We start from the raw sequence: 26,598 nt of genomic DNA, 5'->3' as shown, positions 1-26,598 counted from the left end.
GCGGATGAAGGGTCTCGACGCCATAGACCGGAAAATCCTGGGGCTGCTCCAGGAGGACGCCACCGTCGCGCTGGCGGACCTCTCGCGCGGCGTCGGCCTGTCGCCCACGCCCTGCTGGAAGCGCGTGCAGAAACTCGAAAAGGCGGGGGTCATCACCGGCCGCGTCGCCCTGCTCGACCCGAAAAAGATCGGCCTCAGCCTGACCGTGTTTGTGTCGATCGAGACCGACGACCATTCGCAACCCTGGCTGGCGAAATTCGCCTCCGCCGTCTCGGCCATGCCCGAGGTGATGGACGTCTATCGCATGGCCGGCGACGTCGATTACCTGCTGCGCGTGGTGGTTCCGGATACGGCCGCCTATGACGCCTTTTATCAGCGCCTGATCGCCGCCGCCCCGCTGAAGAAAGTCACCTCGCGCTTCGCCATGGAGCGGATCAAGGCGACCACGGTCTACCGGCTTCCGGCGCCCGACGTCTCCGAGGCATGACGTTTCCTCCCGCTGCAAGGTGAGCGCCCGCGCCTTGAGCCAGATCAATTGCCGGTTGCGCGACTAGTGCTAAAGGCCTATCCTTTCCAAGGTCAGGATCGGGACAGCCGCAAAAAGCGGCGGCCGCAGGACGGCGACCCGGACCGGACGTGGAGGGGAGGACAGTATGAACATCTTCGCCCGGGGCGCTTCGCGACCCCAGGACTTCATCTCTCATGACCTGCCCGCCGGGCACGACACTGTTTGGGGATGGGCGGCCAAATGGTCGCCGGATGACCTGACCAGCGTGAGCGATCCTGTGCGCAGCTTCGCCCAAGAAACCAGTGAGCTGAAGCAACGCAGCGCGGCGGAGGGCTTCTCCGTGGTCGACGTGGAGGCCCCGCGCGCCCTGCGCGCGCTCGGCTACACCAAGGTGCCGGCCTTCGACACGCAATTGTTGTTCATGGCCTCGCGCAGCTGAGCCGCGAGGCTTTTTTCAAATCAGAGCCAGACGCGTCAGGGGACGGTTCCGTCCCCTCCCCCTGCTTTTGCGGGGAGAGGGAAAGTCACGTCACATGCCCTGGATCTGCGACCGTCGCCATTCGGGCGTGCGGAACACCTCGTGCATCAGCCTGGTCAGATTACGCTGCAGTCGCAGCGTCTCCTCATGGGTCCGGCGCATGGCGACCAGCCAGGCGACCATTTCCTCGAGCTGGCGCGCCTGCGCGAACAGGTCGTGGCCGTCCTGCTCCGACGCATCCGTTTCAAGGGCGCCGGCGAAACGCCGCAGCACACGGTCCAGCCGCCGCGCGACCCGTTGGGGCTGATTCGCCGCGCTCGCCTGGCATTGTTCGAGGCAAAGCCGGACATCGGTCCAATTCTGCGGCTTGAGGTCCGGCGCCGCAGTGGCCGGTTTGCAATAGGCGAGCTTCATGCTCTGCTCCTCGTTGGCGCCTTCCTCATGAAAGCGAGCAGAGATTAGCCATTCCGCTCTAAACAACACTTTAATCACGCGTGCGAACAGAGTATATTTTATAATAAAATCTTCATTTTTGTAATAATGTTCCGGTTACGTAAGGAAAAGTCTTTCCGATTCATGTCTTCCGTGGCATTGACGGCTTTCCACCCGCGACAGGCGCAGACAAGGCAAAGCCGCGCAGGCATTGCGGCCTGCGCGGCTTGCAAATGATCTCCGCGCCGCCGCGCGAATTCGTTTCGTGGATCGCGAGGCGATCTTGCGGAAACCGTATCAGTTCTCTCCGGCCGCTAACGGCAGGACGCGCGGGGCGCCCTCGGCGGCGGCGCGAACCGGCGCGATCGCGCTCACCGGAGCGCCATCGTAGGTCCGCGCGCCGTCGCGCCGATAGGGATTTTGCGTCGGCGGCCCGGCGTCGCCCGTCCCACCGCGCGACGCCGGCCCCCGATAGGCTTGGGGCGGCAGGCTGGGATTGAGGTTGGCGGCGCCCGTTCCCACGACCGTAGGAGGAACCGGCGCCAGATAGCGCGGGGCGCCAGCGGCCGCCGGCGTCGCGGTATAAACGGGCTGTGCGGCGGACGGCGCCATGGGAGCCTGCGCGTAAAGCGGCGTGGGTTGGGCCGGATAGGGCGCAGGATAGCCCTGATAAGCCGACTCCTGAAGCGGCGCCTCTTGCGCCGGGCGAACCGGACGCCGGGCGACGACCGATTGCGCCGGCTTGCGCGCGACGCGCAACCGAGGCGCCTGCGCCGGCGCGATGCGCAGGGCGACCGGCGCCGAAGCGAAGTCTTCGGGAACGTCGATCTCCAGCGCCTTCACCTGGGCGACCAGTTCGTCCACCGTGAGATCGGACCGGCAGAGTTTTATGCGCACCACCGCCGGCGCGGCCTCGGCGCCGGCCTGCGGGATGCGCGCGCCGTGTCCAAAGCTGCGGCGGGCGTCGTCCACATATTGCCAGGCGTAGATGCAGCGCAGGGCCTCGCCATCGCGCCCGACGGCGACGCCGAACCGGCCGTAGCGATTCTCGTAACCGCCGTTGACGACCACCCGCATCGGCAAGCCGGAGAATTCACGCGCCAGCTCGTCCTTGATTCCGGCTTCCCCCGGCTTCCACACCGGCGCCTTTTCACCCGACACACGGGCGGGGCCGTTCTGGATCGACACCGCCACGTGGCTGGAGGCGCCAGGCGCATCGCTCGCCAGCACGATGTCCTGGCCATAGCCATTGGGATAATAGCGCTCGCGCACCGCCTTGATGGCGCCGGCGCCCTCGGGCAGGCGCGCCAGCGCGCTGTCGACGGAGGCGGCGCGCGGCGGCGTAGCGTGGGTGACGGCGGCCGGCGCCGCGGCTTGCGCCATCATGTCGAGGCTCGGGCCGGAGGAGGCGTTGCAGCCGGCGAGCGCGGCCATCAGCGGCGGGAGGAGGACGAGGTTGGCTTTCATGTCTGAACTCCTTCAGCCATTGCGGGGCGCGCGCGTGTCGACCGGCGGGCGAGGGTCGGCGCGCGCGGCCGGGGGATTGTCGGAAGAGGCGTCGTCGGGCGGCTCCTTCGACCAGAGCGTTCCGGCGGGCGCCAGCTGATCGGAGGCTTTTGGCGAAGAATAAGTCTGGACGCCGTTGTAGCCGGGCAGCAGGGCGTAGCCGTAGCGCTCGTAGGGCATGGCGCCGACGCCGGGCACGCGCCGGGCGACCAGCGGGAAGCCGGTCTGCCAGCGGTCCTGCGCAAAGCCGCCCGGGGGCCTGCCGCCGGGACCGAGCAGCATGCCCTGCCCCGCCGGGGCGAAACGCAGAGGATTTTCCGCCGCGACCGCGATCGGGAATGCGCGCGCCAGCTTGGGAACGCCGGGCGCGCCCATCGGTGCGGTGAGGCCGGGCGGCGACACGCGGCCCCAGGCATAACGCCCGGTGGGATCGGAGACGGCGCGGGGATCGCCGCCATAGGGCGCGGGCGCGCCAGACGCGCCGGGAAGGCCGGGGCGGTAGGCCGCGACCTGATCCAGGCGCTGGTCGCAGGGCGTCGGCGGCTTGACCGTGACGGGGAAGATGATCTCGACCGCCAGCGGGAACAGCCCGTCATAACGGTTGATCCAAACCGTCGCCTCCTTGTCCTGCTTCAGCCGGCCGAGCGTGAGCGCCAGCCCATAGACGGTCGGCTCCTTCGGATGCCACGCCACCGCGCGCGTAAACCATTGCAGCGCCGCATCATACTGGCAGGAATTGTAGGCGTACCACGCAAGCGCCTGCGCGCCCTCGCCCGAGGCCGTCTGAAGGGTCACCTCGCCGTAGCGGGCGAGACGCTCGGGCTCGACATAGGGCGGAATCGGCCGGGTCAGGTCGCGCTCCAGAATGTCGATGAACAGGATGGAATTGTTGACCAGCGGCTCGCGCCACGCATAGGCCACTTCCTCGGCCTCGCGCTTCATCCCGAGATAGCGCAGCGAATGCGCCAGGCCATGAGCCACCATGGCGTCGCCGCCATGTTCGAGCGACAGCTTGAACCAGTCGAGCGCGTCCTGATAGCTTTTCAGCTTGTAGTGATACCAGCCGAGCAGCCCCGGTTGATTGGCGTCCTTCAATCCCTTTTCGCCCTTGGCGTATTCGGCGAACAGTTTGAGATCGGCCGCCTCCACCTCCTCCTTGCGTTCGTCGTGCAAAAAAGCGGCGATGCGGGCGCGAGCGATGTCCATGGCGATCGGCTCCAGCTCGCCCTTCTTCGCCAGGGCGATCAGCTGTTCGGCCTCGTCCATGCGCAGGCCGCCGATCGCCTTCTGCACGGTGGCGAGGCGCGGGCCAGGCTCGGACGTGTCCTTCAGAATCGCCTTGTAGATGTCGAGCGCCTGAGCGTTCTGTCTTGTCGCGCGCCAGGCGTCCGCCACGGCCCAAAGGGTCTCGACATCGGCGCCCTCGATCCGCATGCCGCCGCTCTTCAGCTCCCGGACGATGTCGGCGTAACGGCCATCGTGGGCCATGCCGAGCACGCGCGCGCGGAACAGTTTTACGCGCAATTTTGCGCGCAGGTCGGCGGAGGGCTCCCAACCCGGCTCGGCGGCGCGGCGCGCCATGATCGCCGCCTGCAATTCCGTCAGTTTGTTTGCGGCGAAGAGGTCCCACAGATCGTCCTCGTCGGCGCCGCCCGCCGACGTCTTCTCGGACAGATTTTCGGGGGGCGTCCATGCCGGATAGAGCGCGCGCAGGCGGCGAATTTCCGCCTGCGCGCGCTCGGCCTGCCCGGTCGAGGCGTAATAGCGCAGCGCGCTCTCGTCGACGCGCGACCCTTGCGCGCTGGCGAACGGAGGCGCGCTCAGCAGCGGAAGCAGGACGCCAAACAGCAGATTCAGCTTCTTGCGCATGACTCATACCTCGTCTGCGCGGCGATCACCGCCAGCATCTGCAGGGTCGCCGGGTAATAGTTCTGGCTCGGGCGCGGCGCGGCGAAATCGCCCGGCAGCTTTTTCCCTTGGACGGCGCATTGGGTGAGCGCGGCGACAGCCTCATAGCCGGGCTCGCCAAAGGCCTTTTCGACACCGCTGCCCAGATCGACGGCGACGACCGGGCCGGACCGCTCCCAGAGTTTCAGAAACGGCGCGTAGGCGGGGCGCTCTCCCACCCCGGCCATGGCCATGTAAAGCGGGATGCGGATGGCGTCGTAGGAGAAGGCATGGGCAAACCCCTTGGCCGGGGCTGGAACGCCGTCGGCGAAACTCTGCCAGTCCGAGGGGAGGCCGGCCGCGCCGAATTTCGACGCGCGCAATACGGCCAGGCCCGATTGGGTCAGGCCCGCCCAATCGACTTCCGGCGCGGCGCGCGGCAGGCGGGCGAAGGCGGGGAACACCCAATAGGACAGGTTGACGACAGGTCCGTCGGCCCGGTCCTCCCTCGAAAAACCCGCGACCGCCGGCAACAGCAGCGGACCGTTCTTGCCCCCGAGCAGCAGAAGCTTTCTGCCCACCTCCACCGCCACGCGCCGGGCGGCGATGCGGTAGGAGAGATCGTTCCAACGATCGGCCGCCTCCACCAGCGCCCAGGCCACCAGGATGTCGCCGTCGGAAGCGTCGTTCATGTCGGCGACCGCCGGGCGCGCATTGGGCTCCCAGCGCCAGGCCAGAAGCTGGTCGTCGCGCACCATCAGATTGGCGCGGGTCCAGCCCCAGATCCGGTCGAAGGCGGCGCGGTCGTCGGCGGCGACGGCGAACAGCATGCCATAGCCCTGGCCCTCGCTGTGGCTGATCCCGCCATTGGCGGTATCGATGACGCGACCGGTTTCGGAAACGAATCGCGCCTTGTACAGCGCCCAAAGCTCCGGCGCCTTCAGCGCGCCGCCGAGTTTCTTTTCCGTCGCATCCAGATCGAGCGGCGCGTCTTCGACCGGTTGCGCGCGCGCCGGCGCGGCCCGGGCCATCGAGACGGCCGAGGCGGCGATCAGCACGGCGGTCAGCGCGAGCGTGACGATGCGGATCAGTCGCATTCCTGCCTCCTGCCGACCGAGCGGACAAAGGCGAAGGTGGCGGCGCCGAACAGCAGCGCCGCGAGCAGCGCCAGCCCGACATAGGCCAAGGAATTGAGCGACAGCCAGCTCGCCGCGATCAGGCGCAGGTTGGAGACCGACAGCGGCTGTGTCGCGACGAAGCGGAGACTTCCAGGTTCGAGATGGGCGATTTCGCCGTTCGAGGCGTCGAGCGCGGCCACCCGTCCCTCGACCTGGCGCCACACGCGCGGATCGGACAGGCAATTGACGGATTCCGCCAGCAGCGCCGTGTTGGGCGCCGTCACCAGCGTCCAGATATCGTCGGCACCGGCGCCGAGCGGAACCTGGGCGATGACAAGCGAATTGGCCGGCCGGTAAACCCGCTTGGCGGCGCGCTCTTCGCCGCCGCCGCCGGCGAAATGGCGGGCGCCGTTCCACGCGCCCCGCGTGATCCGGGTCAATCCGTCACTCGCCGCGCTGATCGCCTCGCCGGTCCTGCGCCAAAAAACCTCGCTGACGCCATCGCGCGCCCAGGCCGCGACGAGGTCGCGCTCCCCGTCGTTTTCCAGCGCATGGGCCTCTTCCATCGTCGGCGGCGGCTCCGGCGGGGCGGCGGCGCTGGCGGCCGCCACCGCGCGCTTGCTCATGTGGCAAGCAGCGGGCAGGTTCTTTTGCAGAACAAGTCGCGCGCGGGCGCGAGAGTCGAAATCGGAGAGTTTTTCCTCCACCTCCGACGCCTTGGCGTCGAACCTGTCTCGCCAGGCCTCGCGCAGGCGCGCGCCGTCGACGCCAAATTTTTTCGCGGTCTCGTCGTCGAGGGTTCGTCCGTCGAGGATGGCGAGGGTCGCGCCCGACCCTTCAGGCGGCGGCGTCAGGGTGAAGCGGAAGTCGATGGGACGCCCGGCCGAGGCGGCCATGCGTCCGGCGAGCGTTGCGGCGGCGGCGATGGAATTGCGGTCCGGCGCGGGCATGAACATTTTGGGCTGCTTGCCCGCGCCGATGAAGGGGAAGCCGCCGGTCGCGGTCACCGCCAAATCGGGCGCGCGGCCGATGCGCGCGAGATCGGGAAGACGCAATTGCGTGGAATCGAGCAGCAGGAAGCGTTTTTTCGCCTCCAGCATTTTGACGGGATCACATACGAGGTCCTCAGGCGTCGGAACCTGCGCGGCGATTTCGATGCGGTTGAGGCCGGGACGGAAAAAGCCCAGCGGCAGCGGCAGGGTCTTGTCCTTGAAGACGCCGCCGCCGTTGGCGGGCAGCGGCGCGCTCACGGCGTCGCGGCCGTTGATGGAGATGAGGATTTGCGCGCCGCGCGAAAGGCCCGCCACATAGCCGCCCGACAGATTCAAGGGAACCTTGGCGTAATTGGCGGGGTAGAAATCGGCGGGCAGCACGATGTTGAACCCGGCGCGAAAGAACCGGCCGGAAAACTCCTGGCTGTGCAGGCCCAGATCGCGCAGGCGCAGGGTCTGGCCGCCGCCGATGCGATAGCCGGGAAAACTCTGCGCCGCGCGCAGCCCTTCCGGCGAGCCTTTTCGCGCGGGCTCGCGTGCGAAATCCGCCAAAGCGCGGTTGACGTCGTCCTCGGTCAGGCCGGTGATGACAATCGTTGCGCGGCGAGACGGCGTCGCCGCCAGCAGGGCGAGGCGCGGACCGTCGACGCGTCCGAGGCCGGAGAGATCGCCGTCGAGATCGGCGAGTTTCGCCACGTCCTCGTAGAGCCCGACCACCAGATTGACGCCATAGTCGCCCGACGCCATCGGCCCAACGTCGACGGAGGGCTGCTCGAACCGGCCGTGGGTCGAGATGAACTGCACGGCGCGGATCATGCGCTCGATATTGGCGGGGCTGGTGCGGCCCGGCAGCACGGCGCGGATCGGCAGCGCCCCCTGCGCGTCCGGCGGCAGCGCGGGAATGTCGGCGATGTCGCGCACGCCGGCGTCGCCGCCGGGGATCAGCAGGCCGGTGCGCGACGGGTCGATCTGCGTCCACAGTTCGTTGGTGGCGGCGAGCGAACAATCGACGCGGTGCCGCTGGTCGACGCTGACGCGCACCGCGTTGAAGCCGGGACGCAGCAGTTCGGGCGGCACGGCGAAATCCACCTGCTCCGCCTTGTTGGGCGCGTTGATATGGGTCTCGCCGATGGCGACGTCGTTGATGAAAACCGTGAGGGTGGAGGCCTCCGGCATCACCGAGACGGCCGAAAGATAGCCGATCCGGAACGACAGTTTTCGCAGGGCCTGCGTTTCCGACAGATAGATCGGCCATTCCGAGGCGCCGGTTTCGCCTTGCAGCCGAAAGCCCTGGATGTTGTTGGGCAAATGCCGCAGCACGGCCTCGCCGACATGCGGGTCGAGGATCGCGGAAACCGGCGTGTAGTCGATCTTATTCGACGGCGGCGGGGGCGACGGCCTGGGCGCCCCCGCAAGAAGTTTTGACGGCGCGGACCCGATCAGGGGAAGCTGCGACATGGGCAAGGGCGCCAGCAGGCTTTGCGCCTGGGCGGCGACGGCGAGGAGCGGGACGGCGGACGCCAGCGCGCAAAAAACCCGTTTCGCGAGGGGGGACATCACGCCGCCTCTCCCTTCTTGCGAGGCGCCTCGCGCGCCATGCGCGCGGCGGCAAGATCGAGCGTCTGGCGCAACAGGGCGGCGGAAATTTCCGAAGCGTAGGCGGCGTCGACATCGACGCGCCCCCCGGGGTTGGGCGCGGGAGACGGCGCGGGCGCCTCATCCCGCTCCTTCGACGGCCAAATGGCGTAGCGGAGCGCGCGGAACGGCTCCCGCAGGCCCCAGAGCATGACCCGCGCCGTGCCTGCGAACAGGTTCTTGTGCCGGCGACGGCTCATCAGGAAGCGCGGCAGAGCCTCGGAATCGCCGTACATCAGTTCGGCCAGCGCGAAATAGCCGCCTGCGCCGAGATCGCCGAAGGCCGCGCCATAGAGCCCATCGGGGCCAGGCCCGCCGCGGTTGATGCAAAGCGGCAGGCTGATCGCATGAGCCGGCATGGGCGACCCGGGAAGCGGTTTGATGTGCAGCCGCGCGACAGGAGCGCCGACGCCGAAGCGGTAAGGCGCCTCGTCGGCGAAAGCGAAGGCGCAGCCGCCGGCCGAAACATTCTTCACGATGACGGGATGGAGTTCGCCGTTCACCTCCAGCGCGCCCTGGCGCTCGATCCCCAAGCGCGGGTAGCGGTCCGGCTGGCGGCGCTCGGACACCGCGCCCAGCGCGGCGCCGGCGATGACCAGATTGAAGGCGGTCCACAGGCCGACCACCAGCATCAGCGAGTTGGCGTCGGGGTCATAGATGTAGCGCCAGATCGCCATCCCCTCGCCCGCGACGAGAAATCCCCAGATGAGGAAGAACGGCCAGGACAGTTCGGAGAGGAAATCGTGGTCCAGCGTCTCGCCCTTGGCGGTGACGTTGAACGTCGGCTTGCGCGGCGCCATCACCGTCGAAATGATCGCGCGGAACAGGAAGACGCCCTGCACATATTCATAGATTTCCGACACCCATGGCCAGCGCAGCGAGCCGTAGAGATAGTTCTGCATCATCATGTTGGCGACGATATAGATGGCCGTGTAGGCGATGGCCTCCTCGACATTGGCGACGAAGATCTTGACGTCGTAGAAAATGTAGAGCAGCGGCGCCAGCATGAAGATCAGGCGCGGGAACGGAAACAGCCAGAACGTCATGCTCGACAGGTAGGCGAGCCGCTGCATGGGCTGCAAACCCTTGGCGAAAAACGGATTCTTCAGGAGCATGAGCTGGATCATGCCCTGGCACCAGCGCGAACGCTGGCCGATGAAGGAGGAGAAGGTTTCGGGCTGCAGGCCGGCGATCAGCGGCTTGTCGACGAAGACGCTGGTCCAGCCGCGCCCGTGCAGATGGAAGGCGGTCTCGCAATCCTCGGTGATGGTGACGCCGGAAAAGCCTCCGGCCTCCTCCAGCGCCGAGCGCCGCAGCAGCGCCGCCGAACCACAGAAGAACGAGCCGTTCCATTTGTCGAGGCCGCGCTGAGTCGTCGAATAGAACATTTCGTTCTCCGACGGCATTTCGTGGAAGGTGCGCAGGTTTTTCTCGACCGGGTCGGGATTGAGGAAGACGTGCGGCGTCTGCACGAGAAAGAGCTTTTCGTCGCGCAGAAAATGGCCGACGGTCTCGCGCAGGAAGGCGCGGAACGGCGCGTGGTCGGCGTCGAACACCACCACGATCTCGCCAAAGGAATGTTTCAGCCCCGCGTTGAGATTGCCAGCCTTCGCGTGAAGATTGCGGGCGCGGGTGAGATAGGTCGCGCCCATCTCCTTGCACAGTTTTTGGAACTCGGCGCGTCGTTCGCGCGCCGCGGCGGCCTTTTCGGGGTTTTCGTCATTGCACTTCTGGTCGGTGCCGCCGTCGTCGAGCAGATAGACCTTCAGCTTCTCCGCGGGATAGTCCATCGACTTCGCCGCCGCCACGGTCACCGCGATGATGTCGCGGGTCTCGTTATAGGTGGGAATGAACACATCGACGGTCGGCAGGTCCTGGTCGGGATCGCGCGGCAGATCCTTGCGCTTGAGCGGATCGACGTTCACGGTCAGGCTGATGGCGAAGATGAGGACGCAATAGGCTTCGGCGGCGAGCAGAATCAGGCCGAAGAACAGACCCACCGGATCGGACGCGGGCGGCAGGGTTTCGGTAACACGCCAGACGAAATAGCGGGCGACGATGAACACGCCGAGCCCGATGAACAACTGCCGCGCAAGGGCGCCACGCATGAAGATCCACACGCCGGCCATGGCCGCGAGCGCGGATAGACCAAAGACGCGCTCGGTTTCGACGCTGACGGGTTGGGTCAGCACCAGGACGGCGCCACAGGCGACTGAAAGCCAGGTCAGGACACGTAACTTAACGGACATCGAATTCCCCTAGGTCAGTAACCTAGAGGGGGAGAATTATTTGGTGGTTAATTTGATGGTTAGCCCAAAATGGGTATCGTCGTTATAATTAAAAATATATTTCTTCCGCTTTTCCGTTCAAAATAAAAGCGCCGACTATCATTCGTCGGCGCGTCTTCAATTTATCGATATAGGCTGTCAAAAACCAAGACGCGCATCAACGATGCCGTAAGCGCCCGATCCCGTCACCCTGTTGCTGGAGAAGCCGCCGGAAATTCCGAATGTCAACTGTCCCAGAGTGAAGCCGCTCAGGTGCAGGCCGCCGCGATATTCGTTGTAGAACTGGTTGCCCAGCGCCAGGAATTCCGGACCGATGAACACTTGGCGGGCAATGGCGAAGCCGGCCTTGAAGCGGGTGTAATAGTCGCTGATGGCCGTGCCGTAGGAGGCGTAGCCGCTGAACATGGTTTTATCGGTGGGATTGCCATAGAACTCGCCGACGAACTTTGCGCCGACATGGGTTCCGTTGGTGCCGTTGTTGGGGTCAAACGGGTTCAGCGTCGTGTTGACCACCTGGGCGCCGCCGAACAGGGCGAAGGTCCAGTTGGGAGAGACCCAGTTGTAGCCGACCAGCGCGCCGCCAGACACCTGGGTGGCGTTGATGAGCCGGGTGACGCCGGCGTTGGTCGCGTCGTAACGGTAGCCGCCGCCAACGAATTCCGCGCGTCCGAGAAAACCGCTCTGGCGCAGGTTGCCATCGACCGCGCCGGTGACGGCGACCGCGCCGAAATCGCTGGTGCTGGCGAAGGAGCCGGAGGCGTCGATCACAATGGACGGCGCGTAGTCGGGTTCCGAGGTCTTGTCGCCCGTGTACCAGTCCACCGCGCCCGCGCGCCCCCCGGTCGTCAGGCTCAAAGCCAGCGACAGGAGCAGGGGGGAGGCGGAATTCCATTTCATGTGAGCGATCCGATCGATAGCTGGCGTAGTTGACCTACGTCAAGCAGGGATCATCACCGGCCGAGCTTAACGAGGTCTTGCCGAAATCGTTCGAATGTCGCGAATAGATAACGCCGCGTTAACGCTCGCGCCCCCGCGCGCAAAATGCATACGTTTGAAGACAATGCGCTTTTTTGCCTAAAAATTCCGAGCCGCGCCGCCGCCTAGGGACCGCGGCAGGCCGTCAGGCGGGCTGAGGCGCGCGCCGTCCCCGGCGCGGCGCGTTGAACGCCAGCAGGACCAGCGCCGCGCCAACCGGCAACACCGCCTCCCATAGGCGCAGGCAGGCCAGCAAGGCGGCGATGGCCCAGCACAGCGCGAGGCCGTGCTCCACCAACCCGACCAGCTTGTTCTGCGCATGGGTCTTGATCAGGTCGCCGCGCCGGTTTTGCAGCGGCTTCCAGAAATTGAGCGCCGCCGTCGACGCCGCCGCCACCACCGCGAAAACAAGGGTCACGGCGCCGACAAACGCATCGGCCCACACCAGCCCGGCGAGCGGCAGGACCAGGAACAGGGCGACCGGCGCCGCCACCGCCTCCAGCTTCCGCAGCAAGAGCTCGCCCCCCGACACGGGCGCCGTCGCGACGAAATCGCCGGCCTCCTCGCTCGACGCCGCCAGAAAGGCCAAGGCGGCGGAAATCTGCGCGGCCACCGCGACCAGCGCCGGCGACACCGACACGGCGATCCCCCCCTCGCCCAGCGCCTTCCAGATCACCAGCGCGATCGGCATCGTGTAGAGCGATTGCAGCAGCACCTGCGAGACGAGATAGGGATCGCGCGCCAGCAACCGCCATTCCTTGCGCCGCAGGGCCCCCGCCCGCTCGCAGCGAAATTTTTGCTCGCGCCGCACAACCTGAAAAACCTGCGCGTCCCCCGCCGCGCTCAAGGCGCCGCGCGCAAAAGCGCGGCCGAGCAGGGCGACGGCGGCGACGAACACCACAAGCCCCAGCAGGCTCCACAGCGCCAGCGCCAGACCATCGCCAGCGGCGGCGCGCGCCGGCAGCCACAACGCCGTGTTCGGATCAAACAAACTTCCGGGCGCCGGATGGTCCATCTGCGCGCGCAAGGCGGCGCGCCAATCGGTCGGCAAAAAATTGAAAATTTGCGCGCAGACCACGAACCAGGCGCCGACCAGCGTCGCCAAAACCTGCCCGACGCTGCGGGTGCGCTTGGGTCCGAGCAGGGCGAACAGGCCGAGGGTGGCCGCCAGCGCCAGCCCGGTGGTGAGCAGCGCGGTGGCGGCGAGCGCCGGCGCGACCGCCAGCCAGGACGGCTGCCCCTGCAAGGCCGCGTCGACGGCGATCGGCAGCAGAAAAATGCCGACGGAGCCAAAACTTTCGATGGCGACCGCCAGCGCCCGCGAGGTCAGGGTTTTCGAGGGCGGCAGCGGCGAGGCGAACAGCAGGTCGAGATCGCCGCGCGAGTAAAGCGCGCGCGTGGCGCCGGTCAAACCTTGCGAGAACAGCCAGGGCAGGATGATGACCACGCCCATCGCCGTGAGGTGGATCATCTGGCCATCCTGCGCCCATTGCGTCAGCGAGGTCGCGAACCACCAGCCGACCAGATGCAGGACGGCGACAATCGCGGCGATGACCAGCACGCCCTGAAGATCGGTTTTCGCGCGCAAAAAAGCGCACATCCGCCGCCAGGACAGGCGCAAATCGTGGCGCAGCAGGCGCGGCAGCGACAGGCTCACGCGGCGGCCCCGTTGCGCAGCCCCGTAAGCTCCAGAAACACCTCTTCGAGGCTGGCCGCCTGCGCCGCGCCCAACGTCTTCAAATGATTGAGATCGCCCTCGGCGATCAGTTTGCCCTCGGCGATAATCCCAATCCGGTCGGCGAGTTTTTCCGCCACTTCGAGAATATGCGTGGTGAGGACCACGGCGACGCCGGCGCGGGTCTGCTCGGCCAAAATATCCTTGACCTGCCGGGCGGCGCCGGCGTCGAGCCCGGTCAGCGGCTCGTCGAGCATCAGCAGGCGCGGCGCATGGATCAACGCGCCGGCGAGCACGGTTTTCTGCCGCATCCCCCGCGAAAACCCCTCGCAACGCTGGTTGCGCTGCTCCCACAGGTTCAGCCGCCGCAACAAATTTTCCGCGCGAGGCCCGGCCTCCTCGGCCTTCATGCCCCACAACCCGGCGACGAATTCCAGATATTCGAGCGGGGACAGCTTGTCATAGAGCAGCGGCTCGTCCGGCAGCCAGGCGATGCGCCGCTTGGCCTCGATCGGATTTTTTCGAACGTCGATCCCGTCGACAAAAATCTCGCCCGCGTCCGGCTGCAACAGCCCGGCGACCATGCGCAAGGTCGTGGTCTTGCCCGCGCCATTGGCCCCCAGCAGCGCATAGAATTCGCCCGGTCGGATCGTCAGGTCGAGACCGTCGACGGCCTTTTTGCCGAACGATTTTTGCAGGTTGCGCAGGCGCAGGGCGTCGGGTTTTTCGGTCATCGGCGGTCCTGAAGGGTGAGGTTTTAAGCTAGAGGACGCGGCTTGCCCAAGGGTTAAGCCGATTGAGCGAAATGAACGTTTGCGCGATAGTCGCGCACCTTTTTGACCGAGGCCAGATGCCGATTTCGAAAACCATCCGGGTTCAACCCCACGCCTTCGACGCCGGCCACGCCGCCGCCGCGCTGACTTTTGGCCGCACGGATATCGGCGCCTTGGTCACGTTTGTCGGCCTGTGCCGCGACGAGGCCCAGACCCTGGCGGCGCTGGAGCTGGAGCATTACCCCGGCATGGCGGAAGCCGAACTGGAGCGCATCGCCACGCAGGCCGAAAGCCGCTGGCCGCTGTTGGGCCTGACGGTGATCCACCGCTACGGCAAAATCGCGCCCGGCGACCCCATCGTCTTTGTCGCGGCGGCCAGCGCCCATCGCGGCGCGGCTTTCGCGGCGGCCGAATTCATCATGGATTTTTTGAAGAGCCGCGCGCCGTTCTGGAAGAAGGAGCACCGCGCCGACGGGACCGCCTGGGTCGAGGCCAAGGAGGCCGACGAGGCGGCGCTGGCGCGGTGGGAAGACAAATGAGGTCGTCGCAGCGAAAGAACGGCGTCACGCGTTAGGCGCGACTCAAATGGCGCCACGCGCCTGCTCCCTCTCCCCGCAAGCGGGGAGAGGGCGGGGGTAAGGGGGACTCTGGCGTTGGGCCGAAACGTTGACGAGATGCCGTTTTTTCGCGCCCAGACGCCAGGGGACGCGCTTGTCCAGCTCCAAAAAGCGACGAACAGCGGTTTTTAGCGAAAAGTGAAAACGGCGAAATCCGTCCAAACCGTCAATATGTCAAAACAATGTTCACGTTTTGTTTTCACGTGAAACATCGGTCGCACAGGCGCTTTATCGCAACCACTTGTTATGAAGCGATGATTTTCAACCTCCCCCCGAGGGGACCGCCACGAACACCGTTCACCCTCCGGCGCCGCCTCCACAACCCGCAAGATGCAAACGCGAAAATCACGTGTTTTTCGTCAAAAATCGCGTGTTTTTTGCACAAATTCATCAGTTTTGCGCGGTTTTGCGCGGTTGAGTTTCAACCAGGAGTGGAATTTTTCAAAAAATGAGCCCCCGCGAGCAATCCAGACAGAACCAAAAAAAACACCACTACACTCCCCGCGACTTCGTCGGAAATCGGCGGATTGCAGGCCCTCGCGGGCTATGGCGGGAACGGCCGCTTGGCACCAGCAGAGGACATTTACTGGTTATTTCGCGTTGGGGCATATGCTCGTCATGATTGGCTGAAATGTGAGGACGGCTGTTCATGGATGTCGTTTCCACCACCGCGAACAGCGCCGAGGTTTCTGTCATCTTGCGGCGGCAGGTGCCGATCCGCTTCGAAGAGACCGCCCGCTCCTGGTTTGGCGGCTTGCCGCAGATGCCGCGCGGCGTCCGCTGGCCACGCGCCTTGGCGACTGGCTCGGCGCTCAACTTCATCGCGCAAGTCTGTTGCGCCGATCTGCCGGAGCAGCTCTGGGCCGGGCGCGGACCGCGGGAGGGCTGGCTGCTCCTGTTCGTGGACAAGGAATTGGAGGCTTCGAGCGGTCCCAAGGACGGTTTCGTGCAAGTGTTGCATATCGACGAGCTTGGGCCAGAACGGCGCCCGCCGCGCAAGAAAGGTTCGGATGACGGCCCGGTTGTAATTCGACGCTGGCCGCTCGATGTCGTCGTACAGGAGGTGCCGGCCCGGCCTCCCCTGCCGCCGGAAGAAAAGCCTTGGGAATGGGGATGGACGCCATTACCGATTAAAGGTGAAGAACTCTACGGCGCCTCGGTAGACTCGGAGCCTCTCGCATGTTGGCGCATACCCGAGGTCAGGCCGCAGACATGGCGCGATGCGCGGCAAATGATCGACAATGCTTTCCACGATCTCGCTCGACCGGGCGAGACACTGGTTGAAAAACGGCGCGCCGAACTCGACGAGATACGCGCAAACATCCTTCGACAAGGCCGCGATGCCGCCATGTCGGATAGCGAGTGGGATGAGCTCAAGGCCAAGTTAACGTCGGGCGTAACCAAGTTCTGGTACAAATGGCGCTATCAGCGCGCCATTGAAGAAAGGTCGCTCGAAACGATGTTGGACGCCTACGTGCGCAGCGCCGCAGCGCAGGCGACGATCCCGCCAACGATACTGGCCGAGCTGGAGCCGAAGCTGCGCAACATTGGCGAAACTCCGCACCGCATGGGCGGGCCGCGTGACGCTTTGCAGGGTTATGCAGAGCCGGACGACGGGGACTTGCTGTTTCAGATCGCTTCCGACGACGCCATGGGATGGATGTGGGCTGATCTGGGCGCGCTTTTCGTCTTTATCAATCCGGCTGATCTCACAGTTCGCCGGTTCGCGCGAATAACCGCTTATCTCTTGGGGGGCTAACGCATCTCGCCGCTGCATTTGCTGCAAGCACAATCGCCATTTAAAGTCTGCTCAGGCTTCAAAACTGGTCGGTCGACAGTCTATTTGGGAAGGCCGCATTGAGCCGAACTCAGTCAATCAGGCGCTAGGACTCGCCGCCGCCGCCAAATCCGCTGGCGTCACCGGACGAGCGCGCGCAATGACCGCCGCGAGCCGCCGACCCCGTTAAGCCGGCAGCGATATCCCCGCCACCAGCCTTCCATAATCCGGCTCCTTGCGATGCGTGGTGCGCCGATAGGAAAAAAACCGCTCCTCATCCGAATACGTATCAAGCCGCAAGTTTTCGAACCGCCCGAGTCCCGCCCGCTCCACGCGCGATTCAATCAGCCCGGGCAGATCGAACATGAAATGCCCCGCCGTCGCCGACGGCAAAAAGAAGCGCGCAAAACCCGCGTCCTCCGCGACGAAGCGCTGAAAAAACTCCGGCCCGACCTCGTAGGATTTTTGCGCAATGGTCGGCCCCAGCGCCCCGCAAATATTTTCGCGCCGCGCCCCCAAAACCTCCATGGCGGCGACCAAACCCTCGACCATGCCGGTGAGCGCTCCCTTCCAGCCGGAATGGGCGGCGCCGATCACGCCCGCCGTGCGATCCGCCATCAGCAGCACGCCGCAATCGGCGCCGGTGACGCCAAGGCCGAGGCCGGGCGTCGCCGTCACCAGCCCGTCGCAACGCGGCCGCGCCTCGGGCCGCCAGGGCGCCGAAACCACCAGCGCATCGGCCGAATGAATTTGATAGGGCACGAGAAAATTTTCCGCCGCCACCCCCAAAAAACCGGCCATGCGGGCGCGGTTTTCCGCCACGGCGGAGGGATCGTCCTGCGAGCCGACGCCGCCGTTGAGCGTCGCATAGACGCCCGAGGACACCCCGCCCCGGCGCGTGAAAAACCCGTGGCGCACGCCATAGAGCGCTTGCGCCTGTATCGCCTCAATCCGCCCCGTCATGCGCCCTCTCAAAACCCGGCAGGCCGCCGACGCCGCGCCGCGTCACCGCCAAAACCTTGAACATGGCCCCCATGCCGGTCTCGCTCATGTCGGTCAGCCGCCCCAGCGCGGCGTCGATTTGCGTCTTCTGCTCCGAACTGGCGCGCGCGCGCAAAGCCTCGGCGCGCTCGACCATGCCGATGTCCAGCAGGAAGTCCCCTTGCGTCACCGGCCCATGAACCTCCGCATGAACGGAATGGGCGGCGCGCGAAAGCGCGGAAAAATCGACATGGGTGGTGAGGTCGGCCAGGCCCGGCTCGGCCAGCGGATCGACGAACTGGTGCGCGCGGATGGCCTGCAAGGTCTCGCCAAAGCCGGTTTGCAGATAGCCGTAGTCGAAGGCGAGCAAACCGCCGTTCTGTTCGACGATGCGCGAGGCGACCTGCGACATCACCCGCTGCGCCGCCACATTGATTTCGAGGATCGCCCCCTCTTCCGCCTCCGCCTTGAGAAACGGCTCGACCTCCGGCCCGAGGCCGAAGGCGAGCTGGCCGTCATCATCGAGGCCAACAAGTTTTTCGCGCCAGCCCTCGTGCGTCTTGATGAAATGGCGCACCGGCAGGGCGTCAAAAAACTCATTGGCGATAAAAATGGCGGGCCCCGGCGGAATGTCGTCGATGGTGCGATGCCAGCTCACCGGGCGGCCGCAAGCGGCGAGCGCCTCGCTCTGCCGTTCCGCGAGTTTTGGACTGGCCTCGACCAGATGCACGTCGAGCGCGGCGAAAAAGCCGGGCGCGACCCGCGACGCGCGCAAAAAATCGGACATCAGCGCCCCGCGCCCCGGCCCCAGTTCGACCAGCCGCACCTGCGCGGGCGCGCCGATGCGCTCCCAAAAATCGGCCGCCCACAACCCAACCATCTCGCCGAACATCTGCGAGATTTCCGGCGACGTCGTGAAATCGCCGGCGGCGCCGAACGGATCGCGCGCCGTATAATAGCCCTTGGTCGGATGGGTGAGCGCCAGCGCCATATAGCGCTCGACCGAGATCGGACCGTCATGGACGATGATGTCGCGGATCTCCGCCGAGAGATCGCCGGGTTCATGAGCGCCGGGCTCCAAAACGTCATCCATGGTTCGCCTCCAGGCGCGAAAAGTCTTTCTTGCGCAGGGCGAAAATCACCAGCGCGCCGCCAACCAGCGCCAGCGGCGCCGACAGCAGCATCCCCATTGTGGCGCCGCCGAACAAAAAGCCCAGTTGCGGGTCCGGCTCGCGGAAAAACTCGCAAAAAATCCGCGCCGCCGCATAACCGATCAGGAACAGGCCGCTGGCGAGGCCCGGCCGCCGGAACGCGCCCGAGCGGGCGGCGACCAGCATCAGCAGACCCAGCGCAATCCCTTCCAGCCCGGCCTCGTAGAGCTGGCTCGGATGGCGCGGGTCGGGCCCGGCGCCGGGAAACACCATGGCCCAGGGCGCGTCGGTCGGCCGCCCCCACAGCTCCGGCTTGATGAAATTGGCGATACGCCCGAGGAAAAGCCCGATCGGCGCGACGGAACAAACCAGATCGCCCACGGACAGGAACAAAACCTTTTCGCGCCGCGCGAACACAAACGCCCCGAGCGCCGCGCCGGTCATGCCGCCATGGAACGACATGCCGCCCTGCCACACGGCCGGGATGTCGAGCGGATTGGCGAGGAAGTACGAAAAATTGTAGAACAGCACATAAAACAGCCGGCCGCCGAGCACCGCGCCGAGCGCCACATAGACCAGCAAATCGTCAAGATTTTCCGCGCGAGGTCGCGCGACGCCCCCCCACAGCGCGTCGCGCTGGACCAGTTTTCGCGCGATCAGCCAGCCGATGACGAGCGAAACGATATAGCTCAGCGCATACCAGCGAATGGGCAACGGCCCCAACTGGACCATGACGGGATCAATGACAGGATAGGGAAGGACGTAGAGCATGACCGATCCCTAACGAATATGACCAAAAAGTCACCCGGAAACCAACACGCGCGCGGCGCGACTCGCGCGCACAGTTTAGGCCGCTTTTGCGAAGCTCGCGCGAAAAACTTGCTTTGCCCGCTGAAAAGCCCCATCTGAAAAAAAATCCAAACTTGGAGCCCGCCATGCAGGAACGCCCCCGTATTTTCGACGACATGTCGCGTTTGCTCAATGACGCCGCCGGCGCCGCCAAAACCATCGGCAAGGAGGCGGAAGCCATCATCCGGGCGCAAGTGGAGCGGCTGATGTCCACCATGGACATCGTCAGCCGCGAGGAATTCGAGGCCGTGCGCGACATGGCCATCGCCGCCCGCAACGCCAATGATTCCCTGGAAAGGCGCATCGCCGAGCTGGAGGCGAAACTCGCCGCCAAGCCGACGGACCAGGGCGACGCCTGAAACGGCGCCGCTCGGATAGCTGTGGACTTTTTTTCGACAGCGTAGACGAAGCGTCACGAATCCAGCAGTTTGATCCTGCCGTTACGGACGATTCACCTTCGAGTCCAATGCAGCTATATTGAACTCAACAGGTGATTCGCCGCCGCCCTCCGCCCCGCCTCCCCCGCGGGCGCAAGGGTTTCGTGCGGCAAAAGTATCGGCGCGAGTATAGCCAGTCTGTCCCTCCTTCGCGCAAGGCGCGCCGGAAACGATCAATGCTGCTTACTGAACTGGACCAAGGCGAGAGAATTGAACACCCGGTCGATGTGATCGAACGGCTCGCCTGTTTGAAGGACTGGACGTTCGACCGCGACGACGCGGATGAGATTTCGCTGGCCGTCGCGGGCGCCTGGGCGGATTACAACATCGCCTTCACCTGGCTCGGCGAGTGCGAGGCCCTGCATCTGGGCTGCGCCTTCGATTTAAAGGTTCCGGAGCGGCGCCGGGCCGAAACCGCGCGTCTCGTTTCGAAAATCAACGAGCAGATGTGGATCGGCCATTTCGACGTCTGGTCGAAGGACGGGGTGGTGATGTTCCGCCATGCGCTGCCGCTCGCCGGCGGCGTCCAGGCCAGCATGATCCAGTGCGAAGCCATGCTCTCGGCCGCGCTCGACGCGTGCGAGCGCTATTACCAGGCGTTCCAGTTCGTGGTCTGGGCCGGCAAATCCGCTGAAGAGGCGCTGTCGAGCGCCCTGTTCGAGACGCGCGGCGAAGCATGAGCGCGCCACAGACTCTGGCGCTGGTGGGCGGCGGCAAAATGGGCTCGGCCCTGCTCGGCGGCTGGCTCGCCGCCGGTTTCGAACCCGCGCGCATCAGCGTTTACGACCCCGCCCCCTCCGAAGCCCTGAAAACCCTGGCGGCGGAAAAAGGATTTGCGCTCAACCCGCAGCACGCCCCGGCCGAAGCCGTGGTCCTGGCGGTCAAGCCGCAGGTTTTGGACGCGGTCGCATCAGGCATTTCGGCGCTGTTCGGCCGCGAGACTTTTTTGCTGTCGATCCTCGCCGGCAAGACGATCGCCAATCTCGCCGCGCGCCTTCCGGTGTCCGCCATCCTGCGCGCCATGCCCAACACGCCGGCGGCGATCGGGCGCGGCGTCACCGGCGTCTACGCCAACGATTCGGTGAGCGCCGACCAGCGCGCGAAAGCCGAATTCTTGCTGTCGGGCGTCGGCGGCGTCGAATGGGTCGAGCGCGAATCGCTGATCGACGCGGTCACCGCGATTTCCGGCTCGGGGCCGGCCTATGTCTTCCATCTGGTCGAAGCCCTGGCCCAGGCGGGGGCCGAACTCGGCCTTCCCCAGGACCTCGCGCTACGCCTCGCCCGCGCCACGGTCGAAGGCTCCGGCGAACTGTTGTATCGCCAGCCCGAAACCTCCGCCGAAATCTTGCGCAAGAACGTCACCTCGCCCGGCGGCACCACGCAGGCCGCGCTCGACGTGCTCATGGCGCCGGACGGCCTGACCGCGCTGATGGCCCGCGCCACGGCGGCGGCGCGCACACGCGCCGAGGACTTATCGGGCTGAGTTTTCCGTCAGGCTCCGCACCCCTCTTGAGCGCAGGCCTGTCCGGGGAAGCAATTTCAGTTGTCGTGTCCGAAGCTGTTTCAACCCACGGACGTCATGCCCGTCCCCGGGCTTGACCCGGGGATTGTCCCGGGCCTCCACGCCAGGCCGCCGGGGGGAAATTCTCGGACGTTTGCGTTGCGGCGCCGCGTGGATGGCGTCGAACCGAACGGCTCCAGCGCATCTTCCCGGAAAAGCGCGCAAAACGTCCAGGCTTGCGTCTCACTCCGCACGACCCCATTTTTGAGCGAGGAGGCCGGTGATGAACTCGAAAAAAAGAGACGATGAGGGCGAACAAAAATCGCACACCCCGCGCGACCGCGCCATCGACGCGCTGATGACGCTGGCGGCGCAGCGGCCCTGGACCGACATCACGCTCGCCGATGTCGCCGGGGAAGCCGGGCTGTCCCTGGCGCAGTTCCGCGACGCCTTTCCGTCCAAGGGCGCGGTGCTCGGCGGTTTTTCCCGCCGCATCGACCGCATCGTGCTCGACGCAACGACCGACGACCTCGCCGCGGAGAGCGTCAAGGACCGGCTGTTCGACGTCCTGATGCGACGGTTTGACGCGTTAAAGCCTTACAAGACGGCGCTGGACAGCATCAACGCCTGGGCGATGCGCGATCCCCTGGCGCTGGCGGAATTTAACAAGCTCGCGGTCAATTCCATGCGCTTCATGCTCGAAGCCGCCGGCGGCAGCAGCGAGGGACCGCTCGGCGCGGTCAAACTGCAAGGCCTGGCCATGGCGTGGTCGCGCGTCTTCCACGTCTGGCTCGCCGACGAGAGCGAGGACCTCGCCAAAACCATGGCCGCGCTCGACAAGGAGCTTGAGCGCGGCAAAATGTTGACGCACCGTCTGGACGAGGCGCGCAAGACCCTGGCGCCCCTCGCCAACCCTTTGATTGGACTAGCGGAACGGTTCTTGGGGATGCGCTGATTCCGCTCGGCCGGAGGGCCGTTCCCTCCCCTCTCCGCCGTTTTCTTTCTTGACGGCGCGCGCGAAAAAGGTGTTCCTCGCTCTATGACCGTCAACGCCGCTCGCCCGCGCGCCCGCACCATGAACCTGCCGAACATGCTCACTTTCGGCCGGGTGGTGATCGTCCCGGCGGTGGTGGCCTGCCTGTTCTGGCCCGACGAACACGAGCTGCGCTGGACTGCGCTCGGCCTGTTCACTCTGGCCGCCATCACCGATTTCTTCGACGGCTATCTCGCCCGCATCTGGGACCAGCAATCGGCGCTCGGCCGCATGCTCGATCCCATCGCCGACAAGCTGCTGGTTTCGGCGGTTCTGATGATCCTGGTGGCGGACGGCACAATCAAGAGCTGGTCGCTGTGGGCGGCGATCGTGATTCTCTGCCGCGAAATTCTGGTCTCGGGCCTTCGCGAGTTTCTGGCGGATTTGAAAGTGCCGGTGCCGGTGTCGGCCGTGGCCAAATGGAAGACCACGGTGCAATTGATCGCCCTGGGTTTTCTCATCGCGGGCCGCGCGGGCGAACTGGTGCTGCCCGGCACGGTGCAAATCGGCCTGTTCCTGCTGTGGATTTCGGCGCTTCTCACCCTCTACACGGGTTTTGATTATTTCAAGGCCGGGCTCAAATATGTGGTGGAGGAGTGAAGATCGTTTATTTCGCCTCCTTGCGTGAGCGACTGGGCTTGAGCGAGGAAGAGATTTCGTTGCCGCCGGAGGCGCGAACAGTCGCCGACGTGATCGCCTTTTTGGCCAAGCGCGACGAGATTTACGAAGACGTGTTCTCCAGCGGCATTTTCCGCGCCGCGCTGGACAAGCAGCACGCCAAGCCGGAGACGTCCATCGCGGGCGTCAGGGAAATCGCCTTTTTCCCGCCGATGACGGGCGGTTAGAGCGGCGGGCGCACTCAGTTTACCTTTCCGGTTGGCTCTGAGCGACCACCCTTTTCTGCTTCCGCTCCTTAGCTGCGCGTTCGACTTTCAGTTTTTCAATGAAGGCATCAACATCTTTTTCCCAGGGAAAGCCTTTTGCCTTAGACGGATCGAATTGCGGGACCTCCGGCAGTTCAGCGCCAAACTCTTCCAGCAGGTCGCGGGCGCGGTTCAGTTCATAGCGACGCACGTACGGTTCGCCGTCGGCGACTGCCCATTCGTGAGCACGCAAGGCCTGAACGATCGCCCTGTCGGTGTGACCACTTTCCCGCCAAAGCTCGGCAAGATATAGGCTCTTCGTCTTCCCATCGAGCCTCTCCGCGTCGGCGCGCGCATCGATTCTATGCCCTGCTCGGAGTTGCGCCAACGCGAGCAGCGCTTCGGCCTCGGAATCATGCTGACCTGCTTCGCGGGCCAAACGCACACCCCTTGCAAGGCTGACTACAGCTTCCTGCGGCTGACGCAGCAGCATATGCCATCGCCCCCTCAATTTTGTAAGCGCTTTTACAACAAGTCTATTTCTTCCATTGTCAGCCAACCCTTCTGCTCTTAGTAGAAAACCCTCCTCTAATTCCCCCAGACAAAAAAGATACTCCGCTCGACAATACTCAGAATAACCAGAATAATTATAATCTATCGAATACATTTCGCCAATCGAATCAATTTTTTTCCATAATTTATCGGCGTGATCGTACATTCCTATAATTGTATAATAAAACATAGAGTCACACGCGCTTCTTAAAATATCATCATTGATAACCAGAAACGGTTCTATTTTTGCTAAAAATGATAAAACACAACTCATAGAGTGTATTTTATTCGAATTATCATAAGCTATCATAATATTGGATAATAAAGATCTAACATTATGTACATTCCCAACTTCTAAACCTAATGGGACAGCGGATTCAAGAATCGCTATCGACAATAGTGGCTTTTCAATTATAAACGGAAACGATGCTATGTTTTTGATACTTAATAATTGAAATTTAGATATTAAGCCCACACTAGAGCTCCACCCATTCGGAAAAAAAGGCTTCATTAACGCCGCTATTTCTTCCTTGGCGTCCAGATTGAAAATCAAAGCATTCGAGAAATCTCCTTCGAGAAATTCCGCGGCTTCCTGAAAACGCTCCATCCGTAGGAGAGTCTGCAAAATTTGCAGACCTATTGCTAAATCGTCCAAGGTCTCGGCCTGCACCCAAGCGTTGTGCGGCTGGATGGAAAAGAAATCGACGACCTGTTGACCAAGCTTTCTAGCGTCATCGTCGCCCATCCGTCCGGCGGCAACACCCCGCATTACTGGATGCAAATCGTATCGTTTCCCGGCGCCGTCGTATTGCAACAATCCACGCTTCTCCAGATCTCGAATTGTATTCCAAAGCCGCTCCGATGCATCGCGCACGGCATATTCGTGCGAGCACTCTTCTACCGAGGCCAGATAAACACGTTGTTTGTTCAGTTTCGTTTCGTCATGCGGTTGCGGCGGCAGATGCGGATTGAAGTTTTTCAGCGTATCGAAGGTCGCGCCGGCTTGCAGAAGGGCAAGCGTTTGCAGGAGTTGAAGACTTTCGGGCCGGAGGGCGTTAATTGCGGCGAGGAGGATGTGATTGCGCTTTTGTGTCAGATCGAGTTCGGCCAGATTGAGTTTGCCGCCAAAGGACGGGTCCGCCGCCCAGAGTTCGAAATTACCACGGTCCGGCGGATAGTCGTTAACAAGGCCGGCCAACGCGCCTGTGACGAGGGGGTGGCAGTCGCAATTGCTTTGCAGATAGGTCTGGATCGCTTGCGAATCGCCTGTGACACCGCAAGCGCGGAACAAGGATTCGGCGTCCGGCGGTCGCAGTCCTCTCAGGAATTCGCGACGCACGCCGGGCACAGGCTGACCCGATTTATTGACCAATGCCGCCGGCGTCAGGCGCGAAGTGACGAGAATCTTCGAAAGTCCGGCAGCAGCGAGACGACGCAACAGGTCGTCATCTTCCGGCCGAATCGCGGCGCAGGGGGCGCGTTTGGCGATTTGATCGGTGGCTTCGTCCGCCTCCTCGTCCCGCATCTGCGCGGCGTCGTAGCGGTGATAGGCGACCAGCACGCGCTCCAACCCGTCGAGCATGAGCAGCCAAGGCTTGCGCTCCAGTTCGGGGATCAGGAGATCGGCGAGTTCCGGCGTGCGCTTCTTGACAAAATCCTCGACCGGCTTGCCCTTGAAATAGGCGAGGGCGTGACGGCAGAAATCCGACATGACCGCGCCGCGCTCGTAGAACGAATACCAGAAGCGGCCACACCAGTCGTTGCGAATGGTGGTCGCGCCATTGTTGACCCAATGCCAGGTCAGGATGCTCTTGCCCGAACCGCCCATGGCCTCGAACAGCAGCATCGGGTGGGGATCGGCGGCGGCGCTCCAGTCGTCCAGCGCCTGCAATTCCGCGGCGCGACCCAGAAAGGCGTGCGAGCCGAGATATTTAGGCAGGGCGCGCAGGGCCGGCGCATGCGGCAGGATGTCTTCTTCGGACTCGTCCTCCGGCGGCGCTTGCCTTTCCTCAACGCCGGGTGTCCTCAGGAATTCGCTCAAACGTCCGACCGCCTTGGCTGCCTTGTTCGAAAAATCTTCGAGGCTGTCGAACACGTCGTAAATTCGGTGAACATCGCTCCCTTCGCGCATGATCTTGGCGCGTTCACGAAAAGCAGCGAGTTTCGCCCTCTTTTCCGAATCAAACTCCATATCCGCTTCCGTAAGCGGATGCTTTTCGCTCATGATGAAGATCAAGACGGGCCGCTTCAGCCGCATGGCCTCGTTGAACTCAAGCTCCGTGATCGAGAGCTTGTCGGGGTTCCGCTTCGGACATACGGGCGTTTGCCCGTATTTCCGGCTGATCACGCCGATATAGGCGGCGGACTCCGCCACCATTTTCAGCGAGGAATCAATGACGTCGAGATCGGCGCGGGCCCCAACATCCTCCATCCCCACCGGCATGAAGCGAAGGCCGCGTATGGCATCAAGCAGTCGCGCACGATGTTCCCGGAGATCGGTGAAGGTGCTCGACACCATAATGCCGAGAAAATTCTTTGGCGCGTCGGGAGTCGTCGGCATCGCAATTCCG

23 protein-coding genes are annotated in these 26,598 nt (G+C 64.2%); 10 read left to right on the top strand and 13 right to left on the bottom strand.

Annotated elements, in window-relative coordinates:
- Positions 1–4: 4 nt before the first annotated feature.
- Complete coding sequence (locus GJ654_RS01345; protein ID WP_155444290.1) at positions 5–487, top strand: Lrp/AsnC family transcriptional regulator; 483 nt, start codon at positions 5–7, stop codon at positions 485–487.
- A gap of 166 nt (positions 488–653) precedes the next feature.
- A complete protein-coding gene (locus tag GJ654_RS01340; RefSeq protein WP_155444289.1) occupies positions 654–947 on the top strand; it encodes a hypothetical protein in 294 nt (97 codons plus the stop codon).
- 90 nt (positions 948–1,037) lie between these two features.
- Here the strand turns inward: GJ654_RS01340 and GJ654_RS01335 are convergent, their stop codons facing one another.
- From GJ654_RS01335 to GJ654_RS01295, 9 genes are all read right to left on the bottom strand, one after another.
- Positions 1,038–1,400, bottom strand: a complete 363-nt coding sequence (locus tag GJ654_RS01335) for a hypothetical protein (RefSeq protein WP_155444288.1) — start codon at positions 1,398–1,400, stop codon at positions 1,038–1,040.
- Positions 1,401–1,715: 315 nt separating this feature from the next.
- Entirely contained in the window at positions 1,716–2,885 is a 1,170-nt protein-coding gene (bcsN, locus tag GJ654_RS01330) for a cellulose biosynthesis protein BcsN (RefSeq protein ID WP_155444287.1), read from the bottom strand.
- A 12-nt stretch (positions 2,886–2,897) separates the two neighbouring features.
- Positions 2,898–4,793, bottom strand: a complete 1,896-nt coding sequence (locus GJ654_RS01325) for a hypothetical protein (protein ID WP_155444286.1) — start codon at positions 4,791–4,793, stop codon at positions 2,898–2,900.
- Complete coding sequence (locus GJ654_RS01320; protein WP_155444285.1) at positions 4,778–5,908, bottom strand: glycosyl hydrolase family 8; 1,131 nt, start codon at positions 5,906–5,908, stop codon at positions 4,778–4,780. The genes GJ654_RS01325 and GJ654_RS01320 overlap by 16 nt, the downstream gene beginning before the upstream one ends.
- Positions 5,899–8,478, bottom strand: a complete 2,580-nt coding sequence (locus tag GJ654_RS01315; RefSeq protein WP_246664542.1) for a cellulose biosynthesis cyclic di-GMP-binding regulatory protein BcsB — start codon at positions 8,476–8,478, stop codon at positions 5,899–5,901. Before GJ654_RS01315 ends, GJ654_RS01320 begins: the two co-directional genes overlap by 10 nt.
- On the bottom strand, positions 8,478–10,805 hold the full coding sequence (bcsA, locus tag GJ654_RS01310) for a UDP-forming cellulose synthase catalytic subunit (RefSeq protein ID WP_155444283.1): 2,328 nt from the start codon (positions 10,803–10,805) through the stop codon (positions 8,478–8,480). The genes GJ654_RS01315 and bcsA overlap by 1 nt, the downstream gene beginning before the upstream one ends.
- Positions 10,806–10,982: 177 nt before the next feature.
- Positions 10,983–11,741, bottom strand: a complete 759-nt coding sequence (gene bcsS / locus GJ654_RS01305; RefSeq protein ID WP_155444282.1) for a cellulose biosynthesis protein BcsS — start codon at positions 11,739–11,741, stop codon at positions 10,983–10,985.
- 223 nt (positions 11,742–11,964) lie between these two features.
- Positions 11,965–13,476: a hypothetical protein gene (locus GJ654_RS01300; protein ID WP_155444281.1), complete on the bottom strand. Its 1,512-nt coding sequence runs from the start codon at positions 13,474–13,476 to the stop codon at positions 11,965–11,967.
- The gene (locus GJ654_RS01295) at positions 13,473–14,228 is read right to left on the bottom strand and encodes an ABC transporter ATP-binding protein (RefSeq protein WP_155444280.1); all 756 of its coding nucleotides are present in this window, start codon (positions 14,226–14,228) and stop codon (positions 13,473–13,475) included. The genes GJ654_RS01300 and GJ654_RS01295 overlap by 4 nt, the downstream gene beginning before the upstream one ends.
- A gap of 116 nt (positions 14,229–14,344) precedes the next feature.
- Between GJ654_RS01295 and GJ654_RS01290 the strand changes: the two genes are divergently transcribed.
- Positions 14,345–14,806: a molybdenum cofactor biosynthesis protein MoaE gene (locus GJ654_RS01290; RefSeq protein WP_155444279.1), complete on the top strand. Its 462-nt coding sequence runs from the start codon at positions 14,345–14,347 to the stop codon at positions 14,804–14,806.
- Between the two features lie 727 nt (positions 14,807–15,533).
- Positions 15,534–16,643 (top strand): DUF1963 domain-containing protein, encoded by a 1,110-nt coding sequence (locus tag GJ654_RS01285; protein WP_155444278.1) that lies wholly within the window; start codon positions 15,534–15,536, stop codon positions 16,641–16,643.
- 204 nt (positions 16,644–16,847) lie between these two features.
- Here GJ654_RS01285 and GJ654_RS01280 read toward each other — a convergent pair whose 3' ends face one another.
- From GJ654_RS01280 to lgt, 3 genes are read right to left on the bottom strand one after another with little or no spacing between them, the layout of a single operon-like run.
- Positions 16,848–17,624 carry a polyphenol oxidase family protein gene (locus tag GJ654_RS01280; protein ID WP_155444277.1) on the bottom strand — a complete coding sequence of 259 codons (777 nt, stop codon included), beginning with the start codon at positions 17,622–17,624 and terminating at the stop codon, positions 16,848–16,850.
- Entirely contained in the window at positions 17,608–18,735 is a 1,128-nt protein-coding gene (locus tag GJ654_RS01275; protein WP_155444276.1) for a class I SAM-dependent methyltransferase, read from the bottom strand. Before GJ654_RS01275 ends, GJ654_RS01280 begins: the two co-directional genes overlap by 17 nt.
- Complete coding sequence (lgt, locus tag GJ654_RS01270) at positions 18,728–19,564, bottom strand: prolipoprotein diacylglyceryl transferase (protein ID WP_155444275.1); 837 nt, start codon at positions 19,562–19,564, stop codon at positions 18,728–18,730. The genes GJ654_RS01275 and lgt overlap by 8 nt, the downstream gene beginning before the upstream one ends.
- A 164-nt stretch (positions 19,565–19,728) precedes the next feature.
- Between lgt and GJ654_RS01265 the strand changes: the two genes are divergently transcribed.
- The 6 genes from GJ654_RS01265 to moaD all read left to right on the top strand — a co-directional run bounded on the left by GJ654_RS01265 (position 19,729) and on the right by moaD (position 23,458).
- Positions 19,729–20,001: an accessory factor UbiK family protein gene (locus GJ654_RS01265; RefSeq protein WP_155444274.1), complete on the top strand. Its 273-nt coding sequence runs from the start codon at positions 19,729–19,731 to the stop codon at positions 19,999–20,001.
- 254 nt (positions 20,002–20,255) lie between these two features.
- Positions 20,256–20,759: a YbjN domain-containing protein gene (locus tag GJ654_RS01260; RefSeq protein ID WP_155444273.1), complete on the top strand. Its 504-nt coding sequence runs from the start codon at positions 20,256–20,258 to the stop codon at positions 20,757–20,759.
- Positions 20,756–21,562 carry a pyrroline-5-carboxylate reductase gene (gene proC / locus GJ654_RS01255; RefSeq protein ID WP_155444272.1) on the top strand — a complete coding sequence of 269 codons (807 nt, stop codon included), beginning with the start codon at positions 20,756–20,758 and terminating at the stop codon, positions 21,560–21,562. The genes GJ654_RS01260 and proC overlap by 4 nt, the downstream gene beginning before the upstream one ends.
- A 301-nt stretch (positions 21,563–21,863) precedes the next feature.
- Complete coding sequence (locus tag GJ654_RS01250) at positions 21,864–22,535, top strand: TetR/AcrR family transcriptional regulator (protein ID WP_155444271.1); 672 nt, start codon at positions 21,864–21,866, stop codon at positions 22,533–22,535.
- 84 nt (positions 22,536–22,619) lie between these two features.
- Complete coding sequence (gene pgsA, locus GJ654_RS01245) at positions 22,620–23,213, top strand: CDP-diacylglycerol--glycerol-3-phosphate 3-phosphatidyltransferase (protein WP_155444270.1); 594 nt, start codon at positions 22,620–22,622, stop codon at positions 23,211–23,213.
- Positions 23,210–23,458: a molybdopterin converting factor subunit 1 gene (moaD, locus tag GJ654_RS01240; protein ID WP_264586081.1), complete on the top strand. Its 249-nt coding sequence runs from the start codon at positions 23,210–23,212 to the stop codon at positions 23,456–23,458. Before pgsA ends, moaD begins: the two co-directional genes overlap by 4 nt.
- A gap of 19 nt (positions 23,459–23,477) precedes the next feature.
- Here moaD and GJ654_RS01235 read toward each other — a convergent pair whose 3' ends face one another.
- Positions 23,478–26,588, bottom strand: a complete 3,111-nt coding sequence (locus GJ654_RS01235) for a DUF4062 domain-containing protein (protein WP_155444269.1) — start codon at positions 26,586–26,588, stop codon at positions 23,478–23,480.
- Between the last annotated feature and the right edge of the window lie 10 nt (positions 26,589–26,598).

The organism is Rhodoblastus acidophilus (assembly GCF_009720655.1).
Taxonomy (GTDB): Bacteria; Pseudomonadota; Alphaproteobacteria; order Rhizobiales; family Beijerinckiaceae; genus Rhodoblastus; species Rhodoblastus acidophilus_A.
Note: the sequence above shows the minus strand (reverse complement) of the source record. Positions and strands in the feature narration are given on the sequence as shown.

Excerpts from the sequence above, each read along its gene's own strand:
- GJ654_RS01265 (WP_155444274.1), top strand. The coding sequence starts at position 19,729 with ATGCAGGAACGCCCCCGTATTTTCGACGACATGTCGCGTTTGCTCAAT.
- GJ654_RS01315 (WP_246664542.1), bottom strand. The coding sequence starts at position 8,478 with ATGTCCCCCCTCGCGAAACGGGTTTTTTGCGCGCTGGCGTCCGCCGTC.
- GJ654_RS01260 (WP_155444273.1), top strand. The coding sequence starts at position 20,256 with ATGCTGCTTACTGAACTGGACCAAGGCGAGAGAATTGAACACCCGGTC.
- bcsN (WP_155444287.1), bottom strand. The coding sequence starts at position 2,885 with ATGAAAGCCAACCTCGTCCTCCTCCCGCCGCTGATGGCCGCGCTCGCC.
- proC (WP_155444272.1), top strand. The coding sequence starts at position 20,756 with ATGAGCGCGCCACAGACTCTGGCGCTGGTGGGCGGCGGCAAAATGGGC.
- GJ654_RS01290 (WP_155444279.1), top strand. The coding sequence starts at position 14,345 with ATGCCGATTTCGAAAACCATCCGGGTTCAACCCCACGCCTTCGACGCC.
- GJ654_RS01340 (WP_155444289.1), top strand. The coding sequence starts at position 654 with ATGAACATCTTCGCCCGGGGCGCTTCGCGACCCCAGGACTTCATCTCT.
- bcsS (WP_155444282.1), bottom strand. The coding sequence starts at position 11,741 with ATGAAATGGAATTCCGCCTCCCCCCTGCTCCTGTCGCTGGCTTTGAGC.
- pgsA (WP_155444270.1), top strand. The coding sequence starts at position 22,620 with ATGACCGTCAACGCCGCTCGCCCGCGCGCCCGCACCATGAACCTGCCG.
- GJ654_RS01325 (WP_155444286.1), bottom strand. The coding sequence starts at position 4,793 with ATGCGCAAGAAGCTGAATCTGCTGTTTGGCGTCCTGCTTCCGCTGCTG.
- GJ654_RS01285 (WP_155444278.1), top strand. The coding sequence starts at position 15,534 with ATGGATGTCGTTTCCACCACCGCGAACAGCGCCGAGGTTTCTGTCATC.
- GJ654_RS01275 (WP_155444276.1), bottom strand. The coding sequence starts at position 18,735 with ATGGATGACGTTTTGGAGCCCGGCGCTCATGAACCCGGCGATCTCTCG.
- GJ654_RS01320 (WP_155444285.1), bottom strand. The coding sequence starts at position 5,908 with ATGCGACTGATCCGCATCGTCACGCTCGCGCTGACCGCCGTGCTGATC.
- GJ654_RS01235 (WP_155444269.1), bottom strand. The coding sequence starts at position 26,588 with ATGCCGACGACTCCCGACGCGCCAAAGAATTTTCTCGGCATTATGGTG.
- GJ654_RS01335 (WP_155444288.1), bottom strand. The coding sequence starts at position 1,400 with ATGAAGCTCGCCTATTGCAAACCGGCCACTGCGGCGCCGGACCTCAAG.
- bcsA (WP_155444283.1), bottom strand. The coding sequence starts at position 10,805 with ATGTCCGTTAAGTTACGTGTCCTGACCTGGCTTTCAGTCGCCTGTGGC.
- GJ654_RS01295 (WP_155444280.1), bottom strand. The coding sequence starts at position 14,228 with ATGACCGAAAAACCCGACGCCCTGCGCCTGCGCAACCTGCAAAAATCG.
- GJ654_RS01345 (WP_155444290.1), top strand. The coding sequence starts at position 5 with ATGAAGGGTCTCGACGCCATAGACCGGAAAATCCTGGGGCTGCTCCAG.
- GJ654_RS01280 (WP_155444277.1), bottom strand. The coding sequence starts at position 17,624 with ATGACGGGGCGGATTGAGGCGATACAGGCGCAAGCGCTCTATGGCGTG.
- GJ654_RS01250 (WP_155444271.1), top strand. The coding sequence starts at position 21,864 with ATGAACTCGAAAAAAAGAGACGATGAGGGCGAACAAAAATCGCACACC.
- lgt (WP_155444275.1), bottom strand. The coding sequence starts at position 19,564 with ATGCTCTACGTCCTTCCCTATCCTGTCATTGATCCCGTCATGGTCCAG.